Genomic DNA, 20,018 nt, shown 5'->3' on the forward strand with positions numbered 1-20,018 from the left:
CTCCCGATTGGAGGAGTAAAACATGGTGAAAGTGGTCGTGAATTCTAATGTGAATTTACGTATTCTGGGTTCGATTAGTATCTTCCTTGGATTAGTGCTCCTTTTGCTGACTCGAAGCTAAGAGGATATAGATTAATGACATTAGCAGATCGTTGGTTGCTTCCGGAAGGTGTCGATGAAGCGCTGCCTGAACAGGCCGCTAAAATTGAACATCTTCGAAGAACCCTGCTGAATCTCCATGAAAGCTGGGGCTATCATCTTGTAATCCCGCCTCTCTTAGAATACTTAGATTCCCTTCTTATCGGTGCTGGATCAGACCTTGAACTCGAAACTTTTAAGGTGATTGACCAGCTTTCAGGTCGTCTGATGGGGGTTCGTGCCGATTTTACATCGCAGGTTTCACGCATCGATGCTCATTGCCTTAAAGGTGAGGGTGTCCAGCGTTTAAGTTATTGCGGTAGCGTCTTGCGGACAATGCCTGCCGGTTTAGATGGCACTCGTAGCCCTATTCAGCTCGGCGCAGAATTGTATGGTCATGGTGGATTGGAAAGTGATATCGAAGTCTTGTCTTTGATGTTGGAAACGCTTTTCGCTGCAGGCCTATCTAATCTTGTGCTGGATCTTAGTCATGTAGATATTGTTAGAGGCGTGTTGGTTGCTTGTGACTTATCTGATGACCAAGAAGCTAAGCTGCTCGAACTTTATAATGCGAAAGACCTTCCTGAGCTAGATGCTTTTGTAAAAGGTTTGCAGGTTAGTTCGACTCAGTCCGGCTGGTTGGCTCTTTTGCCGCGATTATGTGGTGGCGTTGAAGTGCTTGATGCTGCGGTCAAAGGATTAGGCGGCATTAGTGATTCTATTGATGATGCACTGGTTCTGTTGAAGAGTGTGAGTGATGTTGTTACTCGCCGTTACCCAAGCATAGGGTTGCACTTTGATTTAAGTGACTTGGTTTCTTATAGCTATCACACTGGTTTGCTTTTTGCGGCCTATCTTCCTGGGCATGGTAATGCTATTGCCCGAGGTGGTCGTTATAACAATATTGGGCATGTATTTGGGCGTTCCCGTCCAGCGACAGGTTTTAGTACTGATGTTAAGGCTTTGGTTGCGCTGGCAAATATTGATATTGCTGCGCCAAAGACTGTGTTGTCTCCTATTTGTGTAAGTGATGAGCTGTGGGCAAAAGTAAACTCATTACGATCACAAGGGTATCGCGTTATTGAAGCGCTGGATGATGGTTGTGTTGACGCCATAGATTTCACGTTGGCTTTTATTGGCGATACTTGGCAGCTTGTGTCTGTCGAAAAATAGACTTTCTTTAAGAACTATCAAAATGAGACCTGAGATTATGGGTAAAAATGTTGTTATTTTAGGCACCCAATGGGGTGACGAAGGTAAGGGTAAGGTTGTTGATTTACTGACTGAAGACGTTGCTGCTGTAGTGCGTTTTCAAGGTGGCCACAATGCGGGTCATACATTGGTGATTGACGGCAAAAAAACAGTCCTTCATTTGATTCCTTCCGGTATTTTACGTGAAGGTGTTGATTGCGTTATTGGTAATGGGGTTGTTCTTTCTCCTGCTGCGCTTAAAAAAGAAGTACTTGATCTTGAAGCGCAAGGCGTTCCTGCGGTTAACCGTCTTAAAATAAGTGCGGCTTGCCCTTTGATTCTTCCTTACCATATTGCCATGGACCAAGCTCGTGAGCTTGCAAAAGGCGAGATGAAAATTGGTACAACAGGTCGCGGTATCGGGCCGGCTTACGAAGATAAAGTAGCTCGCCGTGCCATTCGTGTTGGTGACTTGCTTGATTCGAAACGCTTTGCTGCCAAATTAAAAGAAGTGCTAGAGTACTACAACTTTATCCTGACTAATTATCATAAAGTTGAGCCTATTTCCTACGAAGCGGTTTACGCTGAAGGCTTGGAAATGGCTGAATTCTTGCGCCCTATGGTTGCAGATACTATTACTCTTCTTCATGATTTGAGAAAATCCGGCGCGAACATTATGTTCGAAGGTGCTCAAGGCTCGTTGCTAGATGTTGATCACGGTACATATCCTTATGTAACGTCATCTAATACAACAGCCGGTGGTGCGCCAGCGGGTACTGGGTTTGGTCCTTTGTATTTGGATTATGTACTGGGTATTACTAAGGCGTATACAACTCGCGTTGGTTCTGGTCCTTTCCCAACGGAATTGTTTGATGAAGATGGCGAGCGTTTAGGCACTCGTGGGCATGAGTTTGGAGCAACTACTGGGCGTTCACGTCGTTGTGGTTGGTTTGATGCTGTTGCTGTTCGTCATGCTGTTCAAATCAGTTCTGTTTCTGGTATGTGTTTGACCAAGCTTGATGTGCTAGATGGTTCTAGTGTTATCAAGGTTTGTGTTTCTTACGAGAACGCGAATGGTGAGCCAGTAGTAGGTTCATTGGTTGATAGTGAAGGCTATGAACAGGCGCGTCCTGTTTATGTTGAATTGCCAGGCTGGAGTGAGTCAACGGTTGGTGCTGAAAACTTTGAAGCACTGCCTAAGAATGCTCAAGACTACATTCGCTTCTTAGAAGAGCATGTTGGTATCCCAGTTGATATCATTTCAACCGGTCCTGATCGTAACGAAACAATCGTTATGCGTGACCCTTTCAAAAGCTAATTGCTTGTGAAACTTATAAAAAAGCCGCATCAGCGGCTTTTTTTGTTTGATTTCAGTGATAAGAAGTCATTTATTAGTATGAATTGTAAATAGAGTGAAAATGGAGTGAGGTCTTTTTTTGTGGCTAAGGTAATATTTACAATTGATATTGCGAACGCATACGTGTCGTAAAAGAATAAACCTATTTGAAAAGAGATAAGGTAACTATGATGAAGTTGTTATTAGCGGATGATGATGCTCGTTTATCTGATTTAATCAAAGAATATTTTGATGGTGAAGGTTACGAAGTTGCTCACGCATGGAATGGGAGAGAAGCTTTAGAATTAATGGCAGCGGATATGCCGGATATTGTTATCCTTGATGTCATGATGCCTGAGCTCGATGGTTTTGAAACACTTAAGCAAATCCGAAACAAAAGCTCGGTGCCTGTCATTATGCTAACAGCAAAAGGTGACGACATAGACCGTATTCTTGGTTTGGAAATGGGGGCTGATGATTATTTGTCTAAACCTTTTAATCCACGAGAATTGCTAGCTCGCATTAAAGCGATTTTGCGTCGTGCTAGCCAGGAAAAAGAAGATGATCCAACCGCTGATATTGAGTTATCCGGTGTTCTTTTGCGTCGTAAAGATCGCAGCGTATTCCTAGAAGGTGAGTTGGTTGAATTGACGACGTCTGAATACACCTTGTTAGAGTGCATGTTGATGGCGCCAGGTCAGGTGTTAACTAAGCAGGAATTATCTGAAAAAGCATTGGGTCGCAAGTTGACCATGTATGATCGTAGTTTGGATATGCATATTAGTAACCTGCGTAAAAAGATCGGCAACTTAGAAAATGGCGATCCAAGAATTAAAACTGTTCGTGGTGTTGGTTATATTTTTGTGGCAAGCGAACAGGGTATCTAGTTTTTTATGAAAAGTACTTTTTTGCGAGTGTTTCTGGTTGTCTTGTTATCCAATACTGTTGTAGTAAGTATTGGTTTAACCATTGTTGAGTTTGTCCAGAAACACAACCAGGTGTCTGCTGATTTACTAGGTGATATTGGTGTTCAGCTGGTAGCAGGGTACGAAAAGTTTGGTTTAGCGGCATTAAAAGAAGAGGCGGAAAAGGCTGAAAAGCGTTTGTCCGGTAGTATTTATCTCTATCAGGAAAACGGTAAACCTTTGCTTAAGCCTCTGCCAAAGAATTTCCGAGAAACTGATGGTGCTGACTCAAGTGCTGAACTAGGTAAGGCGGGTGCGCGCCCTCGGGCGGATGGTCGTCCTTCAGCGGACTTTCTTCATAGTCAGTTTATACAGGTGATTGGTGCGAATAATGTTCAGTATTTGCTGATCTTTCGCCCTAATCCTGAAATCGATTCTTTAGCGCCTGGTTTGGTGATAGCGCTGTCGCTATTAGGCTTGTTAGTGTCTAGTGGTGTGCTGGCTTATTGGCTTCTAGGGCCCTTGCTTAAGCTACAGCGAGTGGCTAGGTTGTTTGGCCAGGGTGATATGTCGGCGCGTGTTGAGGATAAGCTGGCTAGGCGGAGTGATGCGGTTGGTAAGTTAGCTCAAGAGTTTAATGAGATGGCGGTGCGCATTGAGACTCTTTTATCCTCTAAAGAGCGTTTGATGCGAGATGTTTCTCATGAGTTAAGGACGCCGCTTGCTCGAATGGAAGTCGCGCTCACTATCGCAGAAGATAAACATGGGCTTGAGACTCAAAAAAGTTACCTTTGCCGAATTCGTACGGAGCTTCATGAATTAGATGAGTTGATTGGTCAGGTCTTGACCTTGAGTCGTCTTGAGGCTGCCGCGTTAAGCAAAGAGACTGTGCATTTACAAGAATGGCTAGATGAAATTGTTGCAGATGTGAGTTTTGAAAGTCAGCTTAAAGGTATTTCTGTGACTAAGTCAGGAGATTTACCGAAAACCTTGTTGGGTGATCCTTTGCAGTTGCGTCACGCTATTGAAAACGTTCTGCGCAATGCGTGTTTTTATGCCGGTGAAGGTGGTGTCATAGAAGTGGCAACCGAAGAAAAAGAAGGTAACGCGCTTATTTATGTGCGTGACAATGGGCCGGGCGTTCCAGAAGAAAAATTGGAAAAAATATTTCACGCTTTTTATCGATCTTCTGAAGCTAGGGAAGCAAATAGTGGTGGTTTTGGTGTTGGCTTAACGATATCAAAGCGCATTATTCATGCTCATAAAGGGTGTATAGAAGCGAAAAACCGTCCGCAAGGTGGTTTGGAAGTTTGCTTTAAAATTCCGCTGGTTTAATCTGTTTGTTACTTTTTTCCTTAGCTGTTAGTTAGTAGGGAAGAAAGTTCTTGTTATTTTTTAGTGAGGTAAGTAATATCCACGCCGCAAGTTGGCTAGGCAGTCGCCGCCTCGTAAGAGGGGGAGGAAAGTCCGGGCTTCGCAGGGTAAAGTGCCAGGTAATTCCTGGGGGGCGTGAGCCTACGGAAAGTGCAGCAGAAAATAAACCGCCTAAGTAGTTTACTACCGGTAAGGTTGAAATGGTGCGGTAAGAGCGCACCGCGCGACTGGTAACAGTTCGTGGCAAGGTAAACCCCACTTGAAGCAAGACCAAATAGGAACTCTTTGGCGTGACCCGCGCTGAGTTCGGGTAGGTTGCTAGAGACGTGCAGTGATGTACGGATTAGATGAATGACTGTCCACGACAGAACCCGGCTTATCGGCCAACTTGCACACTAATTTTTGTTTACCAGCTTTTTGTTCATCAGTAAGTAACGACCTTTTTGACAGGGTTAAACTGATGGAGCAAAGCTGGTATAATAGATCACCCTCCTGTATTTCTCAGAGGGTTATCATACCGCTCCCGCATTGTTATTCCTCAGAACGTTATGTTCTCCTTACTTCGTAAGATTAAGATTGGCCTCCGAACATACCCCTTGTCTTATTCTCTTGTCGCGATTGGCGATAAATATTCTCAAATTAAATTCCTTAGACATTACTACACAGCGAAACAAGCGTTATCAATTTGTCTTAAGAACACCGACTTTGGTCGAGGTGTGGGCGCTAAGGGTTACAGATTGGTTGTTAGGCTGTCCACGACAGAGTTCGAATTAGCAGTTAACGTGCTTTTTCTTCCCTTCTATAAAATATAATCCCTTTCTACCTCTTTAAGTCACCATTTAAAAAATGGTGCGCTTTTCTTTGCGCTTTTTCTGCTCAAAACCACCTGTTATTCCTCTTTACGGAAACATTGCATCTATTTTTGCTTATTTACAGTGTTTTTTTTTACTCTTTTCAATAAATAGTGTTAAATTGTGGGATAAAGTGTAGATAAGTGGGGTTTAGCTTTGTTTCGAGGAATTCATCAAGTCAGTATGGATGTAAAGGGGCGAATGTCGCTTCCGGCACGCCTACGTGATGAACTCGCTCAATACGAAGATGACGGCGTGGTTGTCACAATCGATCCAGCCTCTAAATGCTTATTGCTATACCCATTAATTGAGTGGGAGCAGATCCAAGAAAAATTAGACAAGCTACCCAGTTTTCAGCCTCAAGCTAGGCGCCTTCAGCGTCTTTTAGTGGGGCATGCTACCGATTTGGAAGTAGATAAAGCCGGCAGAATTTTATTGCCCGCTCCACTGCGCGAATTTGCCAGATTGGATCGCAAAGTTACCTTGCTAGGGCAGGGTAAGAAGTTAGAAATTTGGAGTCAGGATGAGTGGGAATCGCAACGCGATGACTATTTGTCTCAAGAATCACTCGATGAATTGCAACCAGAAACTATGATGGATATCTCTTTATGACAGACGCGACCTCAAAACATATCAGTGTCATGTTAAATGAGTCAGTGGATATGTTGGTTACTAATGCTGATGGGCTTTACGTTGATGGAACGTTTGGTCGCGGTGGTCATACCCGCTTAGTGCTAGACCGATTGAATAACGGAAAATTACTGGGTTTTGACAAAGACCCTGTGGCAATTGGTTTCGGTAAGGCGCTTGAGTCTGAAGATTCGCGCTTTTCCATTGTCCAAGACAGTTTTGCGACTATGGCGACCCATATTAATGACGTGTTCGGAGTCGATAAGGTCGACGGTATCATGATGGATCTTGGCGTGTCATCGCCACAGATAGATGATGCAGAACGAGGCTTCAGTTTTATGAATGATGGTCCGCTTGATATGCGTATGAATCCTGATAAAGGGATGAGTGCGGCCGAGTGGATTGCTGTTGCGTCTGAAAAAGAAATCGCAGATGTAATGTATCAATTTGGTGAAGAACGCTTTTCTCGTCGCATTGCCAAGGCAATTTGTGAATATCGATCACATACAAAAATACTGACTACTCTTCAGCTTTCCAAAGTGGTTGCTGAGGCCAATCCTGCGTGGGAGAAAGGAAAAAATCCTGCTACGCGTGCATTCCAGGGTATTCGTATTTTTATTAATAACGAATTGGGAGATTTGGAAATTGGCTTAGAGGCGGCGGCAGAATCCTTAAAAGTGGGTGGTCGTCTGGTGGTTATTAGTTTCCATTCTCTAGAAGATCGCATGGTGAAACGCTTTATGAAGCTTAAGGCAAAAGGTCCTGAGTTACCGCGACATTTGCCTATTCGAAATGCGCATCTAGATATCAAATTCAAAACAATAGGCAAAGCGACAAAACCTTCAGAAGAAGAAGTGAGTGGCAATGTTCGATCTCGAAGCGCGGTATTGCGCGTATTGGAACGTATTAGTGATTAAAATTAAGCAACGTTTTTCTCCATGGCCATTCTGCCTTGGTGTTGTTGCTCTGTCGATCGTATCTATTGCGGTTGTTATACAAGTTTATGATTTTAGGACAAATTTTTCTCATCTTCAGGCGTTAAAAAAAGATGAGGTGAATTACGAGGTTAAATGGGGGCAGCTGTTATTAGAACAAAGTGCTCTGACTCAACCGAGTCGTTTAGAGCAGGCTGCCGTTAAAAAATTGCACATGCATTCCCCCTCTCAGGATGAATTGATAATAGTTAAACCATGAATATTAAAAACGATACACATCATCGACCAGGAAAGTGGCGGTTTAGATTTGTCTACGCTATTGCACTAGTGTTATTTCTAGTTGCTGGCGGTCGTCTTTTTTATCTTACTGTACTTGATAAAGAGTTTTTGCAGAATCAAGGTGAGATGAGGGCGGTCAGAAGTGAGTCAATTCCTGCGACGAGAGGCATGATTTTAGATCGCCGTGGTGAGCCTTTGGCGGTAAGTACGCCGACATGGACTTTGATTGCCAATCCTAAAGCGCTTTGGAATATGGATCAAGATCCACAGCAAGGGCGCACTCCAGGTCAGGAAATAAAACGTCTTGCAGTTGCTATGGGTGTTGGTGCTGCGTGGCTGGAAGATAAGTTTAAAAGCAATAAGTCTCGCTCTTATATGTACCTGAAGAGACAAGTTGCCCCTGATGATGCGGATAGAATCATGGCGGCTCATATTGTGGGCGTCAGCAAAACAAAAGAATATAAACGCTTTTATCCAGCTGGTGAAGTGGCAGCTCAAGTGGTTGGTTTTACCAATATCGATGATAAAGGGCAGGAAGGTATTGAGCTGGCGTACGATAAAGCATTGCACGGTACGCCAGGTAAGCGAACTTTCTTAAAGGATCTAAATGGCAATGTTCTTCGTTCTATAGGAGAAGATAAGCAAGAGCGTCCTGGTCAGAATATTGAGCTTAGTATTGATTTACGCTTACAGTATTTAGCTTATAGAGAGCTTAAAGCGGCCGTAACTGAACACCATGCCACATCCGCATCCGCTGTGATTTTAGATGTAAAAACCGGTGAGATTCTAGCGATGGTTAATCAGCCATCTTACAATCCGAATGATCGATCTACGATGGAATACGATGAACTACGAAATCGAGCCGTTATCGATCTCTTTGAGCCTGGTTCCACGATGAAGCCTTTCACTGTGTCTGCTGCGCTAATGTCAGGGCAGTATAATACGGAATCTATTATTAATACTGCGCCGGGCTATTTGCGTATTGGTCGTTTTACGATTCGTGATGAAGGCAATTATGGAAAAATCAATTTAGAAACCTTATTAGTTAAATCCAGTAACGTTGGGGCGACTAAAGTGGCCTTTTCGCTTCCGCAGGATGCAATTTGGAATATAGATTATGAGTTGGGTTTTGGCTCTCCTGTAGGGATTGGTTTTCCAGGTGAAGCAACGGGGAATTTACCATCTCATCCAAAATGGCACCCTTCTGAAGTTGCTACACTGTCTTATGGTTATGGCTTGTCTGTTTCCGCACTGCAATTAGCGCAAGCTTACATGACGTTGGCGAATAATGGTTCTCGTGTTCCAGTGACTATTTTCAAGCAAGACTCGCGTCCTGTAGGCAAGCAAATTATTCCGCGTAGTGTTGCGAAAAATGTTACTAAAATGATGGAGGCGGTTGTTCAGCGTGGCTCAGGTAAGTTAGCTCAAGTGCCTGGTTATAGCGTGGCGGGTAAAACAGGAACGGTTCATAGGGTTGGGTCTAAAGGCTATGAATATGATCAGTATAACTCCATGTTTGCTGGTTTTGCTCCCGCTTCTAATCCAAGGTTAGCGATGGTTGTTATTGTTAATGATCCTAAAGGTAGGAAATATTATGGTGGCGAAGTGGCGGCGCCAGTATTTTCTCGAGTGATGGAAAGTGCTTTGACTACTTTGAATGTTCCACCAGATTTACCTGATGGTCTTCGTGAAGTTCGTCTTGAAAGTAAGAAGGCTCCATATCGAGTGGCGCTAGGGAATTAAAATGGCCAATCTAACGCATGCTCAGCTTCTTAATTTGGTCGGGCTTACGGCAGATGGGGTTATTGCCGAAAGAGCGTACACACATTTAGAAACAGACAGTCGTAAAATGAACGCTGAAGGTGTTTTTTTTGCTTTGCCTGGTGTAACGAGTGATGGCTGGCTTTACCTTGATAAAGTGGCTGAGCTCGGTGGTTTGGTCGCTGTCGTGCCCAAAAGCTTAGGGCTAACACACACATCCTTGTTGCTGATTCATGTGGAGGATCCAGCGGCTTTCCTTGTAGCCTGTTTGTATTCTTTTTTTGGTCGTCCTCCATCTTCGTTGGTTGCTGTCACAGGGACTAATGGTAAATCTTCTATTTGTTATTACTTGGCTCAAATGGCTGAAGCGCTAGGTCACTCAAGCGGTCTAATTGGTACCTTTGGTGTGGGCCCTATTGGTGATCTGCGAGAAGCCAGTCAAACGACGCCAGATTTATTGTCATTGCATAAGCTACTTCTACAAATGGCGACGCAGTCGGTTGATTTTGTTGCGTTTGAAGCGTCTTCACACGCCTTAGATCAAGGGCGTTTATTTGGTGTGCCGTTTGAAACCGCTGTGTTTTCCAATTTGTCTCGTGATCATTTGGATTACCATGGCACCATGGAAGCTTACGCAGAAGCTAAGCGGCGTTTATTCTCTTCACCCAGTGTGGTTTGTGGTGTTTTTTGTTTGGATGATGCTTATGCTGCCTTTATGGCGCAAGGTTTGTCGTCTGATTGTAAACGATATTATTACAGTGAAAATAATCCACTTGCCGACTTTTATGTGACGTCTTTACGATTATTACCTAGCGGATGTGAGTTTGTTTTGTGTCATCCAGAGGGTGAGAGCGCTGTTTTTCTGCCTTTGCTCGGTCGGTTTAATATTCAAAACGCGCTTGCCGCACTGGCCAGTCTTTGGTCAAACAGTGCCGATAAACCATTATTGATATCGACATTAGCATCATTAAAAGGTGCGCCAGGCCGGATGGAACGAGTTCTGTCTAATAAAGGGCCTTCTGTTGTGGTGGATTATGCTCATACACCAGACGCATTGAAAGTGGCTTTAGAAGCTTTGAGAGAGCATTCGAAAGGGCGATTAATTTGTATTTTTGGTTGTGGTGGCGATAGAGACAAAGGCAAACGTCCTCTTATGTTACAGGCAGCTTTAGAGTATGCGGATGATATTTGGTTGACGTCAGATAATCCTCGTACGGAATCACCTACGCAAATTATTAATGATGCCGTAGATGGTGTTTCTGGTGCTGAAAAATTTAATATTGAAGTTGATCGTGCCAAAGCGATAGCGGATGCAATTTCTACGGCGTCGCCAAGTGATATTATTTTGATCGCAGGCAAAGGGCATGAAACCTATCAGGATGTGAATGGTGTGAAACACCATTTTGATGATAAAGAAGAGGCGATGAAGGCGCTAAATAATTATGTTGATTAAGCTTTCTTTGTCTCAAATTGCCGCTCTATGCGATGGGGTTCTTATTGGGTGTGATCAGATCATTACCGATGTTGTGACCGATACTCGAAAAATACAAATGGGTTGTTTGTTTGTTGCTATCAAAGGTGAGCGGTTTGATGGGCATGATTATGCGTCATTGGCCTTAGAGCAAGGTGCTGTAGGTGTTTTGTCTGAGAGCGATTTAGATGTGTCCACTTATATTAAGGTGGCAGATACTGTTGAGGCGTATGGAAAAATTGGCCGTGCTGTTCGAGATGCTTTCACGGGCCCAGTTGTCGCTATTACGGGTAGTAACGGTAAAACAACCGTAAAAGACTGGTTAGCTCAATCCCTTGCGGAAAAAAATGTGTTAAAAACACGCGCTAATCTAAACAATCAAATTGGTGTTCCACAAACGTTACTTGAAATGACCGATGAGCAGGATGTGGCAGTCATTGAAGCTGGAACCAGTTATCCCGGGGAAATTAAAAAGTTAGCGAGAACACTTTATGCAGATGTTGTCATTTTAACCAATGCGAGTGGCAGTCATTTTGAAGGGTTTGGGAGTTTGGAAGGCATTGCGGTTGAAAAAGGTGAGCTGATATCTGCAGCTAAAGCGACCGCGACCATTATTCTAAACGCTGACGATGCCTATTTTGATTATTGGAAAACACTCTCTGGTGCTCGGAAGGTCTGTTCTTTTGGTTTTACTAAGTTGGCAGATTTGTACGCTCATGATTTAGTATTAGGAGCAGAATCGAGTCGAGCTGTTTTTACTTATCAAGGGCGGAGTGTGCCGGTTTATATCTCTGGCGCAGGGCGGCATTTAGTTTCGAATGGCATGGCTGTCGTGTTGGCTTTGCTGGCGTTAGGTGTGAGTCTGGAAGATGCGATTGTTAAATTGGCGCACCCCGTTCAAGTGCCTGGCAGAATGGAGCGCTTAGAGACAAAAAATAAGGCTCTATTAATCAATGATTGTTACAATGCAAGTCCTACCTCTGTTGAAGCGGCAATTGATGTATTAGCCATGCAAAAAGTCGATAAAACGTGGCTTATTCTTGGTGCGCTGGGTGAGTTGGGTGAGCAGGAAAATGAGATACATAAAGCACTTGGAGAATACGCTCAACAAAAAGGGATTTCCTGTTTGATTAGCGTAGGTCCAGTGGCTGGGGTGGCAGCCCAAGCGTTTCGCGCCCATGGCGGAGAGGCGATTTTTTGCCAAACACACAATGAAGCGGCGTCTGTTGTTCAGGCGCTTGATAAAACACATGCCATTTTAGTGAAGGGATCACGCTCTTCTAAAATGGAGAATGTCGTCGATATTTTAAAAAATTAGGATGCTATTAATTCATGTTACTCCTGCTTACGACTTATTTGAGCGAGCACCACACTTTTTTTACGGTCTTTAATTACCTTTCATTGCGAGCTATTTTAGGCGTGCTTACTGCGCTTTCGATTTCTCTACTTATCGGTAATCGAGTCATTTTACTGTTGCAGCGTTTGCAAATCGGGCAGGCTATTCGCAGCGATGGGCCTCAATCGCACTTGAGTAAAGCGGGCACCCCAACCATGGGTGGAGCGTTGATTATATTTTCGATTTCCATCAGTACGTTATTATGGGGGGATTTGAGTAATAAGTATGTTTGGCTCGTGCTGTTAGTGATGTGGGCTTTTGGTGTAATTGGTTGGGTTGATGATTATCGCAAGGTAGTGGCAAAGAATTCAAAAGGGTTACCTGCGAAGTGGAAATACTTATGGCAAAGTGTGTTTGGTTTGGCGGCGGCGTTCTTTTTGTATTTTACCGCGACCACACCTGCTGAAACCGCTTTGTTGATACCTTTGTTTAAAAACTTGGCCTTGCCGCTAGGTATCTTTTTTGTTGTGTTGACGTATTTTGTCATCGTAGGTACCAGTAATGCAGTTAACCTAACCGATGGTCTCGATGGCTTGGCTATCGTGCCGACGGTTCTTGTCGGTGGTGCGCTGGGTGTTTTTGCTTACCTGACAGGCAATGTGCGTTTCGCGGATTATTTGTTGATTCCTTATGTTCATGGCTCTGGTGAGTTACTGGTGTTTTGCTCTGCGCTGATTGGTGCGGGCTTAGGTTTCTTATGGTTTAACACTTATCCTGCGCAAATATTCATGGGCGATGTTGGCTCTTTAGCAATGGGGGCGGCATTGGGTACGATTGCAGTGATTGTGCGCCAAGAGTTGGTGTTGTTTATCATGGGGGGCGTTTTTGTAATGGAAACCGTGTCCGTTATATTGCAGGTGGCTTCGTATAAATTAACCAAGCGGCGGATTTTTAGAATGGCGCCGATTCACCATCACTTTGAATTAAAAGGCTGGGCTGAACCAAAGGTTATTGTGCGTTTTTGGATTATTACTGTTTGTCTTGTTTTGGTTGGTTTTGCCACTTTAAAAGTGCGTTAGGAGCGTTTTATGTCGTTGATCGGGTCAGATCGGATAAGAGCCGTCGTTGGCTTGGGGGCGACAGGTCTCTCTTGTGTGCGCTTTTTGGCAAGTCAGAATGTTGATTTTTTTGTTGTGGATTCCCGCGACAATCCTCCAGGGTTAGAGCAAGCCAAGGCGCTTTGCCCTGCTGATCGTATTTTTACCGGTGATTTAACCGTGCTAGAGCGCTTAGGTGTCAATGAGCTTTATGTTAGTCCGGGTATTCCGCTAAAAACCCCAGTATTACAGGCGCTTGCTGAAAAAGGCGTGGCGATGCGTGGGGATATTGATCTTTTTTGTGATTATGTCAATGCGCCTTTTGTTGCGATTACTGGATCTAATGCCAAAAGCACTGTCACCACTTTGGTTGCTAAGCTTCTAGAGGCGTGTGGTAATCGTGCTGTTGCGGGCGGGAACCTTGGGTTGCCCGCGTTGGATTTACTCAGTGCAGGAGTTGATTTTTATGTGCTTGAGTTATCTAGTTTTCAATTGGAAACGACGCATGCACTAAAGGCAGATTTGGCATGTTTACTAAATGTTTCTGAAGATCATATGGATCGCTATAACGATCTTTATGAGTACCAAAGGGTCAAGCAAAAAGTGTATCGAGGCTGTAAGGCGGCGGTGTGCAATAAACAAGACATATTAACCGCGCCTTTGCTTGCAGAAGGTGTTCCGGTGCGAACGTTCACCACAAAAAGTCCTGACCTAAAAGAATATGGCATGCTGCCGGACGATGATGGTGCTTGGCTTTGTAGAGGTGTTGAGCGGCTTTACCACACTTCAAATATTGCGCTGCAAGGCTCGCATAATTATGCCAATGTCTTGGCGTCGTTGGCGATGCTTGAGCTGTTAGGACAAGATGTTCGATCTGCTGGTGTGGCTCAAGTTTTAGGTGAGTTTGGGGGGTTACCTCATCGCTGTGAAACAGTGCGAACGCACAAGGGTGTTGTCTACATAAATGATTCAAAAGGCACGAATGTAGGGGCGACCTTAGCGGCATTAGAAGGTTTGGGTAATGCGTCTCAGAAAAATATACATTTGATTGCTGGCGGTGAAGGAAAAGGGGCAGATTTTGCGCCTTTGGCTAAACCTATTTCCGATTTAGTCAAACAAACCTACTTGTTCGGTAAAGATGCAAATTTGATTGCCAAGGCCTTGCCAGCTTCGGCTAACGTTGCATTTTTTACGACTTTAGATGACATCGTTGCTGCTTTATCAAGCAAGGTTCAATCTGGTGATGTTGTGCTCTTTTCGCCGGCTTGTGCCAGCTTAGATATGTACAAGAACTATGAGCAGCGCGGGCAGCATTTTATCGATTTGGTTTCTGCTTTATGATTTGGTCGAATTTTTTTGATCGTGTGACATGGCGTGAATTTAGTCAGGTCGACTCCATTTTTATTGTTTCTGTTGTCTCTATTTTGGCATTGGGCATTGTGATGGTATCCAGTGCTTCTATTTCAATTTCTGTAAACCTTCATGGTCATCCCTATTTTTTTATGGGTAGGCAGATTCTATACCTGGTTATTGGATTGATTTTTGGTTGGGTGATGGTTTCCTTGCCAACGGAGAGGTTGCAAAAGTGGGGTATCCTGCTGATGGGCTTATCATTTTTGCTACTTGTTATGGTGCTTGTTCCTGGTATTGGGAAAAGCGTTAATGGCAGTCGTCGATGGATCAATCTTGTAGTGTTTAACTTGCAGGCTTCTGAAGTGGCCAAAGTGTGCATGGTGGTCTATGTTTCTGGGTATTTAGTGCGACGTGCTGACCGCGTTCGAAAGGGCTGGGTTGGCTTTTTTCTGCCGCTTTGTCTTTGTAGTATTTTTCTTTTGTTTTTGTTGTTTGAGCCAGATTTTGGGGCGTCAGTTGTTTTGCTTGGTACGGTAATGGCTTTGCTGTTCTTGGGTGGTGCTCCGCTGTATCAGTTCTTGCTATTGCTGGTTGCCGCTATTTGTATGTTGGGCGTAGTGGCTGTTTCTGAAAGTTATCGTATGAAACGCTTGATGAACTTTATTGACCCTTGGGCGGATCCTTTCAATGAGGGGTATCAGCTGAGTCAGGCGCTCATTGCTTATGGGCGTGGCGAGTGGTTTGGTTTAGGGTTAGGGAATAGTATACAAAAGCTTTCTTATTTGCCTGAGGCACATACTGACTTTGTTTTTTCTGTTTGGGTGGAAGAAACGGGATTGATTGGTGGTCTTTTCTTGATTGCGTTGTTTGGCATTATGGTGAGTCGTGCATTTAAGATTGGTCATAAAGCCATGGATTTATCACGGCCATTTTCAGGTTATATGTGCTTTGGTTTTTCTATTCTGATTTTGGCTCAGGTTATTATCAATATTGGTGTGAATACCGGCTTTCTTCCTACTAAAGGTTTAACGCTGCCTCTTATTAGTTATGGTGGTAGTAGCTTGATTATTACCTTGGGCAGTTTATTTGTTATTGCACGAGTGGATATTGAAAATAGACGTGCCGAAGCGAAAATGGCGGCGGGTCAAAAGGCGCCGATAACAACGACAGAGAAAGAAGATGGATGATATTGGACGCGTAGTGATCATGGCAGGCGGAACCGGAGGGCATATTTATCCTGCGTTGGCTTGTGCCCAGCAATTTAAAGAAAAAGGTATGAATGTTTTCTGGTTGGGTTCGAAAGGTGGAATGGAGGAGTTGCTTGTTCCACAGCATGATATTGCGATTCATACGTTATCTATTAAAGGTGTCAGGGGGAAAGGTCTTTTTGGGCTTTTGTCGGCTCCTTTTAGAATTTTGCACGCTATTGGTCAAGCTGTCGCTTTCTTGCAAAAAACAAAGCCGTCTGTTGTTTTAGGAATGGGTGGGTTTGTGGCTGGGCCAGGGGCGATTGCTGCAAAATTGCTTGGCATTCCCTTGGTTATCCATGAGCAAAACGCGATAGCAGGTACGACTAATCGAATATTAGCAAGAGTCGCTAATATTAGGTTGCAGGCTTTTGATGGCGCTTTAGCGAATGCCATTACGGTAGGAAATCCAATACGAAAAGATATTTTGTCGCAGACGGTTCGGCCTGTGAGAAATGGTCAGAATAGGCCGTTAAAACTGTTAGTTGTTGGTGGGAGTTTAGGCGCTAAAGTTATCAATGAAACGGTGCCATTGGTTTTGGATCAATGGAGTGAGTCGTCGCGTTTGGATGTTTGGCATCAAACGGGCAAACGAAATTTTGATGCAGTGACTGCTTTATATAAAGAAATTGGCGTTAAGGCTAGAGTGGAACCGTATTTAGAAAATATGGATCAGGCATATTATTGGGCAGATGTTGTTCTTTGCCGAGCCGGTGCCATGACAGTAAGTGAATTAGCAATAGCAGGTTTACCTTCCATTTTGGTGCCTCTGCCTCATGCAATTGATGATCATCAGACGGCTAATGCTCGACACCTTGAAAAGGTGGGAGCCGCTTATTTACTGCCGCAGACACAGCTAACAAGTCAAAAAATTATATCAATACTAACGGATTTTCTTAAGAGTGAATCTATATTACAAACGATGGGTGAGCAGGCAAAGATAATTGCTCATCCTAATGCAACGCAAGATGTGGTTGCACATTGTTTAAGGTTAATAAAATGATAGTTAATAAATTTCAATATGATATTCCGACCATGCGTCGTATTCAAAATATTCATTTTATCGGTATTGGTGGTGTGGGTATGTGTGGCATTGCTGAAGTGTTGCACAACCAAGGCTACACAGTATCCGGTTCTGATTTAAAGTCCTCTGCAACAACGGATCGCTTATCCGAGCTAGGGATCAAAATTTATTTTGGCCATCAGTCAGAAAATGTTTTTGACGCACACGTTATTGTTGTTTCTACGGCAATTAATGATGAGAACCCGGAAATTATTTGGGGCAAAGAAAATCGAATTCCTATTGTACGTCGTGCGGAAATGTTGGCAGAGTTGATGCGTTATCGTCATGGTATTGCCATTGCGGGAACGCATGGTAAAACGACGACGACAAGTCTGATGGCATCTGTCTTGGCGGCTACCGGTGAGGCGCCGACATTTGTTATCGGTGGGCGTTTAACGAGTGCTGGTACAAATGCTCAGTTAGGAAGCAGTTCGTATTTAGTTGCCGAAGCGGATGAAAGTGACGCCTCTTTTCTTCATTTACAACCGCAAACTGTGATCATCACAAATATTGATGAAGATCACATGGATACTTACCAAGGTGATTTTGAAAAGGTTAAGCGTGCATTCATAGAGTTTATTCATAACTTACCATTCTATGGTTTGGCTGTTTTGTGTGTGGATGATGCAAATGTTAGAGAGATATTGCCTTCGCTGAGTCGCCCTGTACTGACGTATGGCATTGATAATGAAGCTGATTTTTACGCGACTGATATTGTTCAAACGGGACGTTTTTGTGAGTTTCTTGCTCATCGCCCTGAAGGTGATCCATTAAAAATTCGCTTGCCAATGCCTGGCCGACATAATGTCCTTAATGCGCTTTCAACGATTGCAGTAGCCACTGATTTGGGTGTTGACGCGGCCGCTATTCAAGCAGGTTTAATGGGGTTTGAAGGGGTCGGTAGGCGCTTCCAAGAGCAAACGCCGCTGGCTTTGCCTGATGGCTCCGAAGTGATGTTTGTTGACGATTATGGTCATCATCCGAGTGAAGTGTTGGCGACGATAAAGGCGATTCGAGCTGGTTGGCCTGAAAAGCGTTTGGTAATGATTTATCAGCCACATCGTTTTTCAAGAACTCGTGATTTGTATGAAGATTTTGTTCGAGTGTTGTCCCAAGTTGATGTGTTGCTTTTGTTGGATGTTTATTCTGCTGGAGAAACCCCCATTAATGGCGCTGATAGCCGTTCTTTGTGTGGCAGCATTCGTCAACGAGGTACTGTGGATCCAATACACGTTGGTAGTGTGGCGGACTTGCGTTCCATTTTGAGTAATATTTTAAAGAAAGATGATTTGCTGATTACTCAAGGTGCTGGCGACATAGGTGTCATTTCGAAAAATTTAGCAAACAGTGGAATATAACGCATGCCATCAAGTTTGAAAAAATCGGTTATTGCTGTGATTTACGGCGGACGATCTGCAGAGAGAGATGTCTCGCTACAAAGCGGGCCTTTGGTGGTCAAAGGATTAGAATCCAAAGGGTATCAAGTTGTTGCTGTTGATTTGTATGGTGAGTCAGGTGCTGATCCTGTAAGGCAATTGCAGGAAGTTGAATTTGATCTGGCTTTTATCGCGCTCCATGGTGGAGAAGGTGAAGATGGTCGTATTCAAGCATTGCTCGAAATGATGGATAAGCCCTATACAGGGAGTTCACCGCTTGCTTGTGGGTTTGCCATGGATAAGGTGATGACAAAGCGCTTTTGGAAAGGTATTGACATCGCGACTCCGGCGTATTTATCGTTTGAAGGTCAGCCTGATTCTTCAGTAATTGAAGAGTCAATGTCCTACCCGTTGATTATAAAACCCTCGCGAGAGGGGTCAACGATTGGGATTAATAAGGCCAATAATCGTGCTGAACTAGAGTTTGCGCTGTCCAAGGCGCTGGAATATGACTCTGATATTTTAGTTGAAGAGTTTGTCGATGGGCCTGAATACACCATTACGATTATTGATGATGTCGTATACCCTGTTATTGGTCTTAAAGCGTCTCCGACTCATGAATTATATGATTATGATGCAAAATATCTGGCGGAAGATACTCAGTATTTATTGCCTTGCGGGCTTGATGAAGATGATGAGAATGAACTTCAGTTTCTTGCTTTAGAGGCCTATCAGTCGCTAGGTTGTTCGGGCTGGGGTCGCGTTGATGTTATGCGAGATCAAGCTGGTGTCTTTTGGGTGTTAGAAGTAAATACCTCGCCTGGCATGACTTCTCACAGTTTGGTGCCTATGGCTGCCAATCATGTCGGTCTGGACTATGCTTCGCTAGTAGAAAAAGTAGCGTTAAGTGCTTGGCATAATTTTGGGCGTGATTAGATTATGAGGATTGCTGCCCTTATTGGTGCATTAGTATTAATTCTTGTTGCTACTTTTCAGGGGAATAATTCACCTGAAAATTGGTTTTCTATTCGAAGCATAAATATTAAAGGTGATTTGAAATTTGCCTCTAGGGCTGAGCTTCAAAAGGATTACCAGTCTCTCATTGGTCAAAGCTTATTGACGACGTCATTAGTGTCAATAAAGTCTATTGCAGTGTCACCACAATGGGTGGAAAGTGTTGAGGTGCGTAAAGTTTGGCCAAATACGTTGCAGGTGCTTGTTCGTGAGTACAAGCCTCTAGCATACTGGAACGATAGGCAACTAATATCCACTGGAGCGGCCATTATTTCGCCGCAACCGGTGCCTATTTTGCCGCTACCTAAGCTTTATGGTCCTGAAGACACAAGTGATCAGGTGTTAGGGCAGTTTGGCCTTATTAGTCAGGTGTTGTCTTCAACCTCGCTGCGCATTGAAAAATTGCAGTTAGAGTTGCGTGGTGCTTGGATTGTCACTTTCAGTAATGGGGTGATGGTTAAATTGGGTAGAGAGGATATTTTAGAGAGGTTACAGCGCTTTATAGCGGTGTATAAAAGTGATTTATCGGGTAGAATAGATCAAATTAGCTCCATAGACGCGCGCTATCCTCACGGGGTTGCAGTGGCTTGGAAAAAAATTAAATAAACTTGGCCTGTTTGTTGCTTTTTTAAACAAGTATAGAGGGCAGTTATAACAGTAT

17 protein-coding genes and 1 other RNA gene are annotated in these 20,018 nt (G+C 43.8%); all 18 read left to right on the top strand.

The window, feature by feature from the left end; all coding sequences use genetic code 11:
* Window positions 1-135: 135 nt before the first annotated feature.
* The 18 genes from E0D70_RS04630 (at window position 136) to E0D70_RS04715 (ending at window position 19,963) form a co-directional block, all read left to right on the top strand.
* A complete protein-coding gene (locus E0D70_RS04630) occupies window positions 136-1,311 on the top strand; it encodes an ATP phosphoribosyltransferase regulatory subunit (RefSeq protein WP_133011110.1) in 1,176 nt (391 codons plus the stop codon).
* Window positions 1,312-1,348: 37 nt separating this feature from the next.
* Window positions 1,349-2,647: an adenylosuccinate synthase gene (locus E0D70_RS04635; RefSeq protein WP_133011230.1), complete on the top strand. Its 1,299-nt coding sequence runs from the start codon at window positions 1,349-1,351 to the stop codon at window positions 2,645-2,647.
* A gap of 206 nt (window positions 2,648-2,853) precedes the next feature.
* The gene (locus tag E0D70_RS04640; RefSeq protein WP_133011111.1) at window positions 2,854-3,552 is read left to right on the top strand and encodes a response regulator transcription factor; all 699 of its coding nucleotides are present in this window, start codon (window positions 2,854-2,856) and stop codon (window positions 3,550-3,552) included.
* A gap of 6 nt (window positions 3,553-3,558) precedes the next feature.
* Entirely contained in the window at window positions 3,559-4,905 is a 1,347-nt protein-coding gene (locus E0D70_RS04645) for a HAMP domain-containing sensor histidine kinase (protein ID WP_133011112.1), read from the top strand.
* A gap of 87 nt (window positions 4,906-4,992) precedes the next feature.
* An RNA gene (gene rnpB / locus E0D70_RS04650) (RNase P RNA component class A) lies at window positions 4,993-5,339 on the top strand.
* A 612-nt stretch (window positions 5,340-5,951) separates the two neighbouring features.
* Window positions 5,952-6,407, top strand: coding sequence for a division/cell wall cluster transcriptional repressor MraZ (gene mraZ, locus E0D70_RS04655; RefSeq protein WP_133011113.1), 456 nt, complete (start codon window positions 5,952-5,954; stop codon window positions 6,405-6,407).
* Window positions 6,404-7,342, top strand: a complete 939-nt coding sequence (gene rsmH, locus E0D70_RS04660) for a 16S rRNA (cytosine(1402)-N(4))-methyltransferase RsmH (protein WP_133011114.1) — start codon at window positions 6,404-6,406, stop codon at window positions 7,340-7,342. Before mraZ ends, rsmH begins: the two co-directional genes overlap by 4 nt.
* The gene (ftsL, locus tag E0D70_RS04665) at window positions 7,335-7,619 is read left to right on the top strand and encodes a cell division protein FtsL (RefSeq protein ID WP_240536985.1); all 285 of its coding nucleotides are present in this window, start codon (window positions 7,335-7,337) and stop codon (window positions 7,617-7,619) included. Before rsmH ends, ftsL begins: the two co-directional genes overlap by 8 nt.
* Window positions 7,616-9,382 (top strand): peptidoglycan D,D-transpeptidase FtsI family protein, encoded by a 1,767-nt coding sequence (locus tag E0D70_RS04670; protein ID WP_133011116.1) that lies wholly within the window; start codon window positions 7,616-7,618, stop codon window positions 9,380-9,382. Before ftsL ends, E0D70_RS04670 begins: the two co-directional genes overlap by 4 nt.
* Before the next feature lies 1 nt (window position 9,383).
* Window positions 9,384-10,853, top strand: a complete 1,470-nt coding sequence (locus E0D70_RS04675) for a UDP-N-acetylmuramoyl-L-alanyl-D-glutamate--2,6-diaminopimelate ligase (RefSeq protein ID WP_133011117.1) — start codon at window positions 9,384-9,386, stop codon at window positions 10,851-10,853.
* Entirely contained in the window at window positions 10,843-12,189 is a 1,347-nt protein-coding gene (locus E0D70_RS04680; protein WP_133011118.1) for a UDP-N-acetylmuramoyl-tripeptide--D-alanyl-D-alanine ligase, read from the top strand. Before E0D70_RS04675 ends, E0D70_RS04680 begins: the two co-directional genes overlap by 11 nt.
* Before the next feature lie 14 nt (window positions 12,190-12,203).
* Window positions 12,204-13,286: a phospho-N-acetylmuramoyl-pentapeptide-transferase gene (mraY, locus tag E0D70_RS04685; RefSeq protein ID WP_133011119.1), complete on the top strand. Its 1,083-nt coding sequence runs from the start codon at window positions 12,204-12,206 to the stop codon at window positions 13,284-13,286.
* Between the two features lie 9 nt (window positions 13,287-13,295).
* Window positions 13,296-14,645 (top strand): UDP-N-acetylmuramoyl-L-alanine--D-glutamate ligase, encoded by a 1,350-nt coding sequence (murD, locus tag E0D70_RS04690; RefSeq protein ID WP_133011120.1) that lies wholly within the window; start codon window positions 13,296-13,298, stop codon window positions 14,643-14,645.
* Window positions 14,642-15,844, top strand: coding sequence for a putative lipid II flippase FtsW (ftsW, locus tag E0D70_RS04695; RefSeq protein ID WP_133011121.1), 1,203 nt, complete (start codon window positions 14,642-14,644; stop codon window positions 15,842-15,844). Before murD ends, ftsW begins: the two co-directional genes overlap by 4 nt.
* Window positions 15,837-16,907 carry an undecaprenyldiphospho-muramoylpentapeptide beta-N-acetylglucosaminyltransferase gene (gene murG / locus E0D70_RS04700; RefSeq protein WP_133011122.1) on the top strand — a complete coding sequence of 357 codons (1,071 nt, stop codon included), beginning with the start codon at window positions 15,837-15,839 and terminating at the stop codon, window positions 16,905-16,907. The genes ftsW and murG overlap by 8 nt, the downstream gene beginning before the upstream one ends.
* On the top strand, window positions 16,904-18,325 hold the full coding sequence (gene murC / locus E0D70_RS04705; protein ID WP_133011123.1) for a UDP-N-acetylmuramate--L-alanine ligase: 1,422 nt from the start codon (window positions 16,904-16,906) through the stop codon (window positions 18,323-18,325). The genes murG and murC overlap by 4 nt, the downstream gene beginning before the upstream one ends.
* Window positions 18,326-18,328: 3 nt before the next feature.
* Complete coding sequence (locus E0D70_RS04710) at window positions 18,329-19,279, top strand: D-alanine--D-alanine ligase (protein ID WP_133011124.1); 951 nt, start codon at window positions 18,329-18,331, stop codon at window positions 19,277-19,279.
* Between the two features lie 3 nt (window positions 19,280-19,282).
* Complete coding sequence (locus tag E0D70_RS04715; RefSeq protein WP_133011125.1) at window positions 19,283-19,963, top strand: cell division protein FtsQ/DivIB; 681 nt, start codon at window positions 19,283-19,285, stop codon at window positions 19,961-19,963.
* Window positions 19,964-20,018: the final 55 nt, after the last annotated feature.

Source organism: Marinomonas flavescens (genome assembly GCF_004352835.1).
Classification (GTDB): Bacteria; Pseudomonadota; Gammaproteobacteria; order Pseudomonadales; family Marinomonadaceae; genus Marinomonas; species Marinomonas flavescens.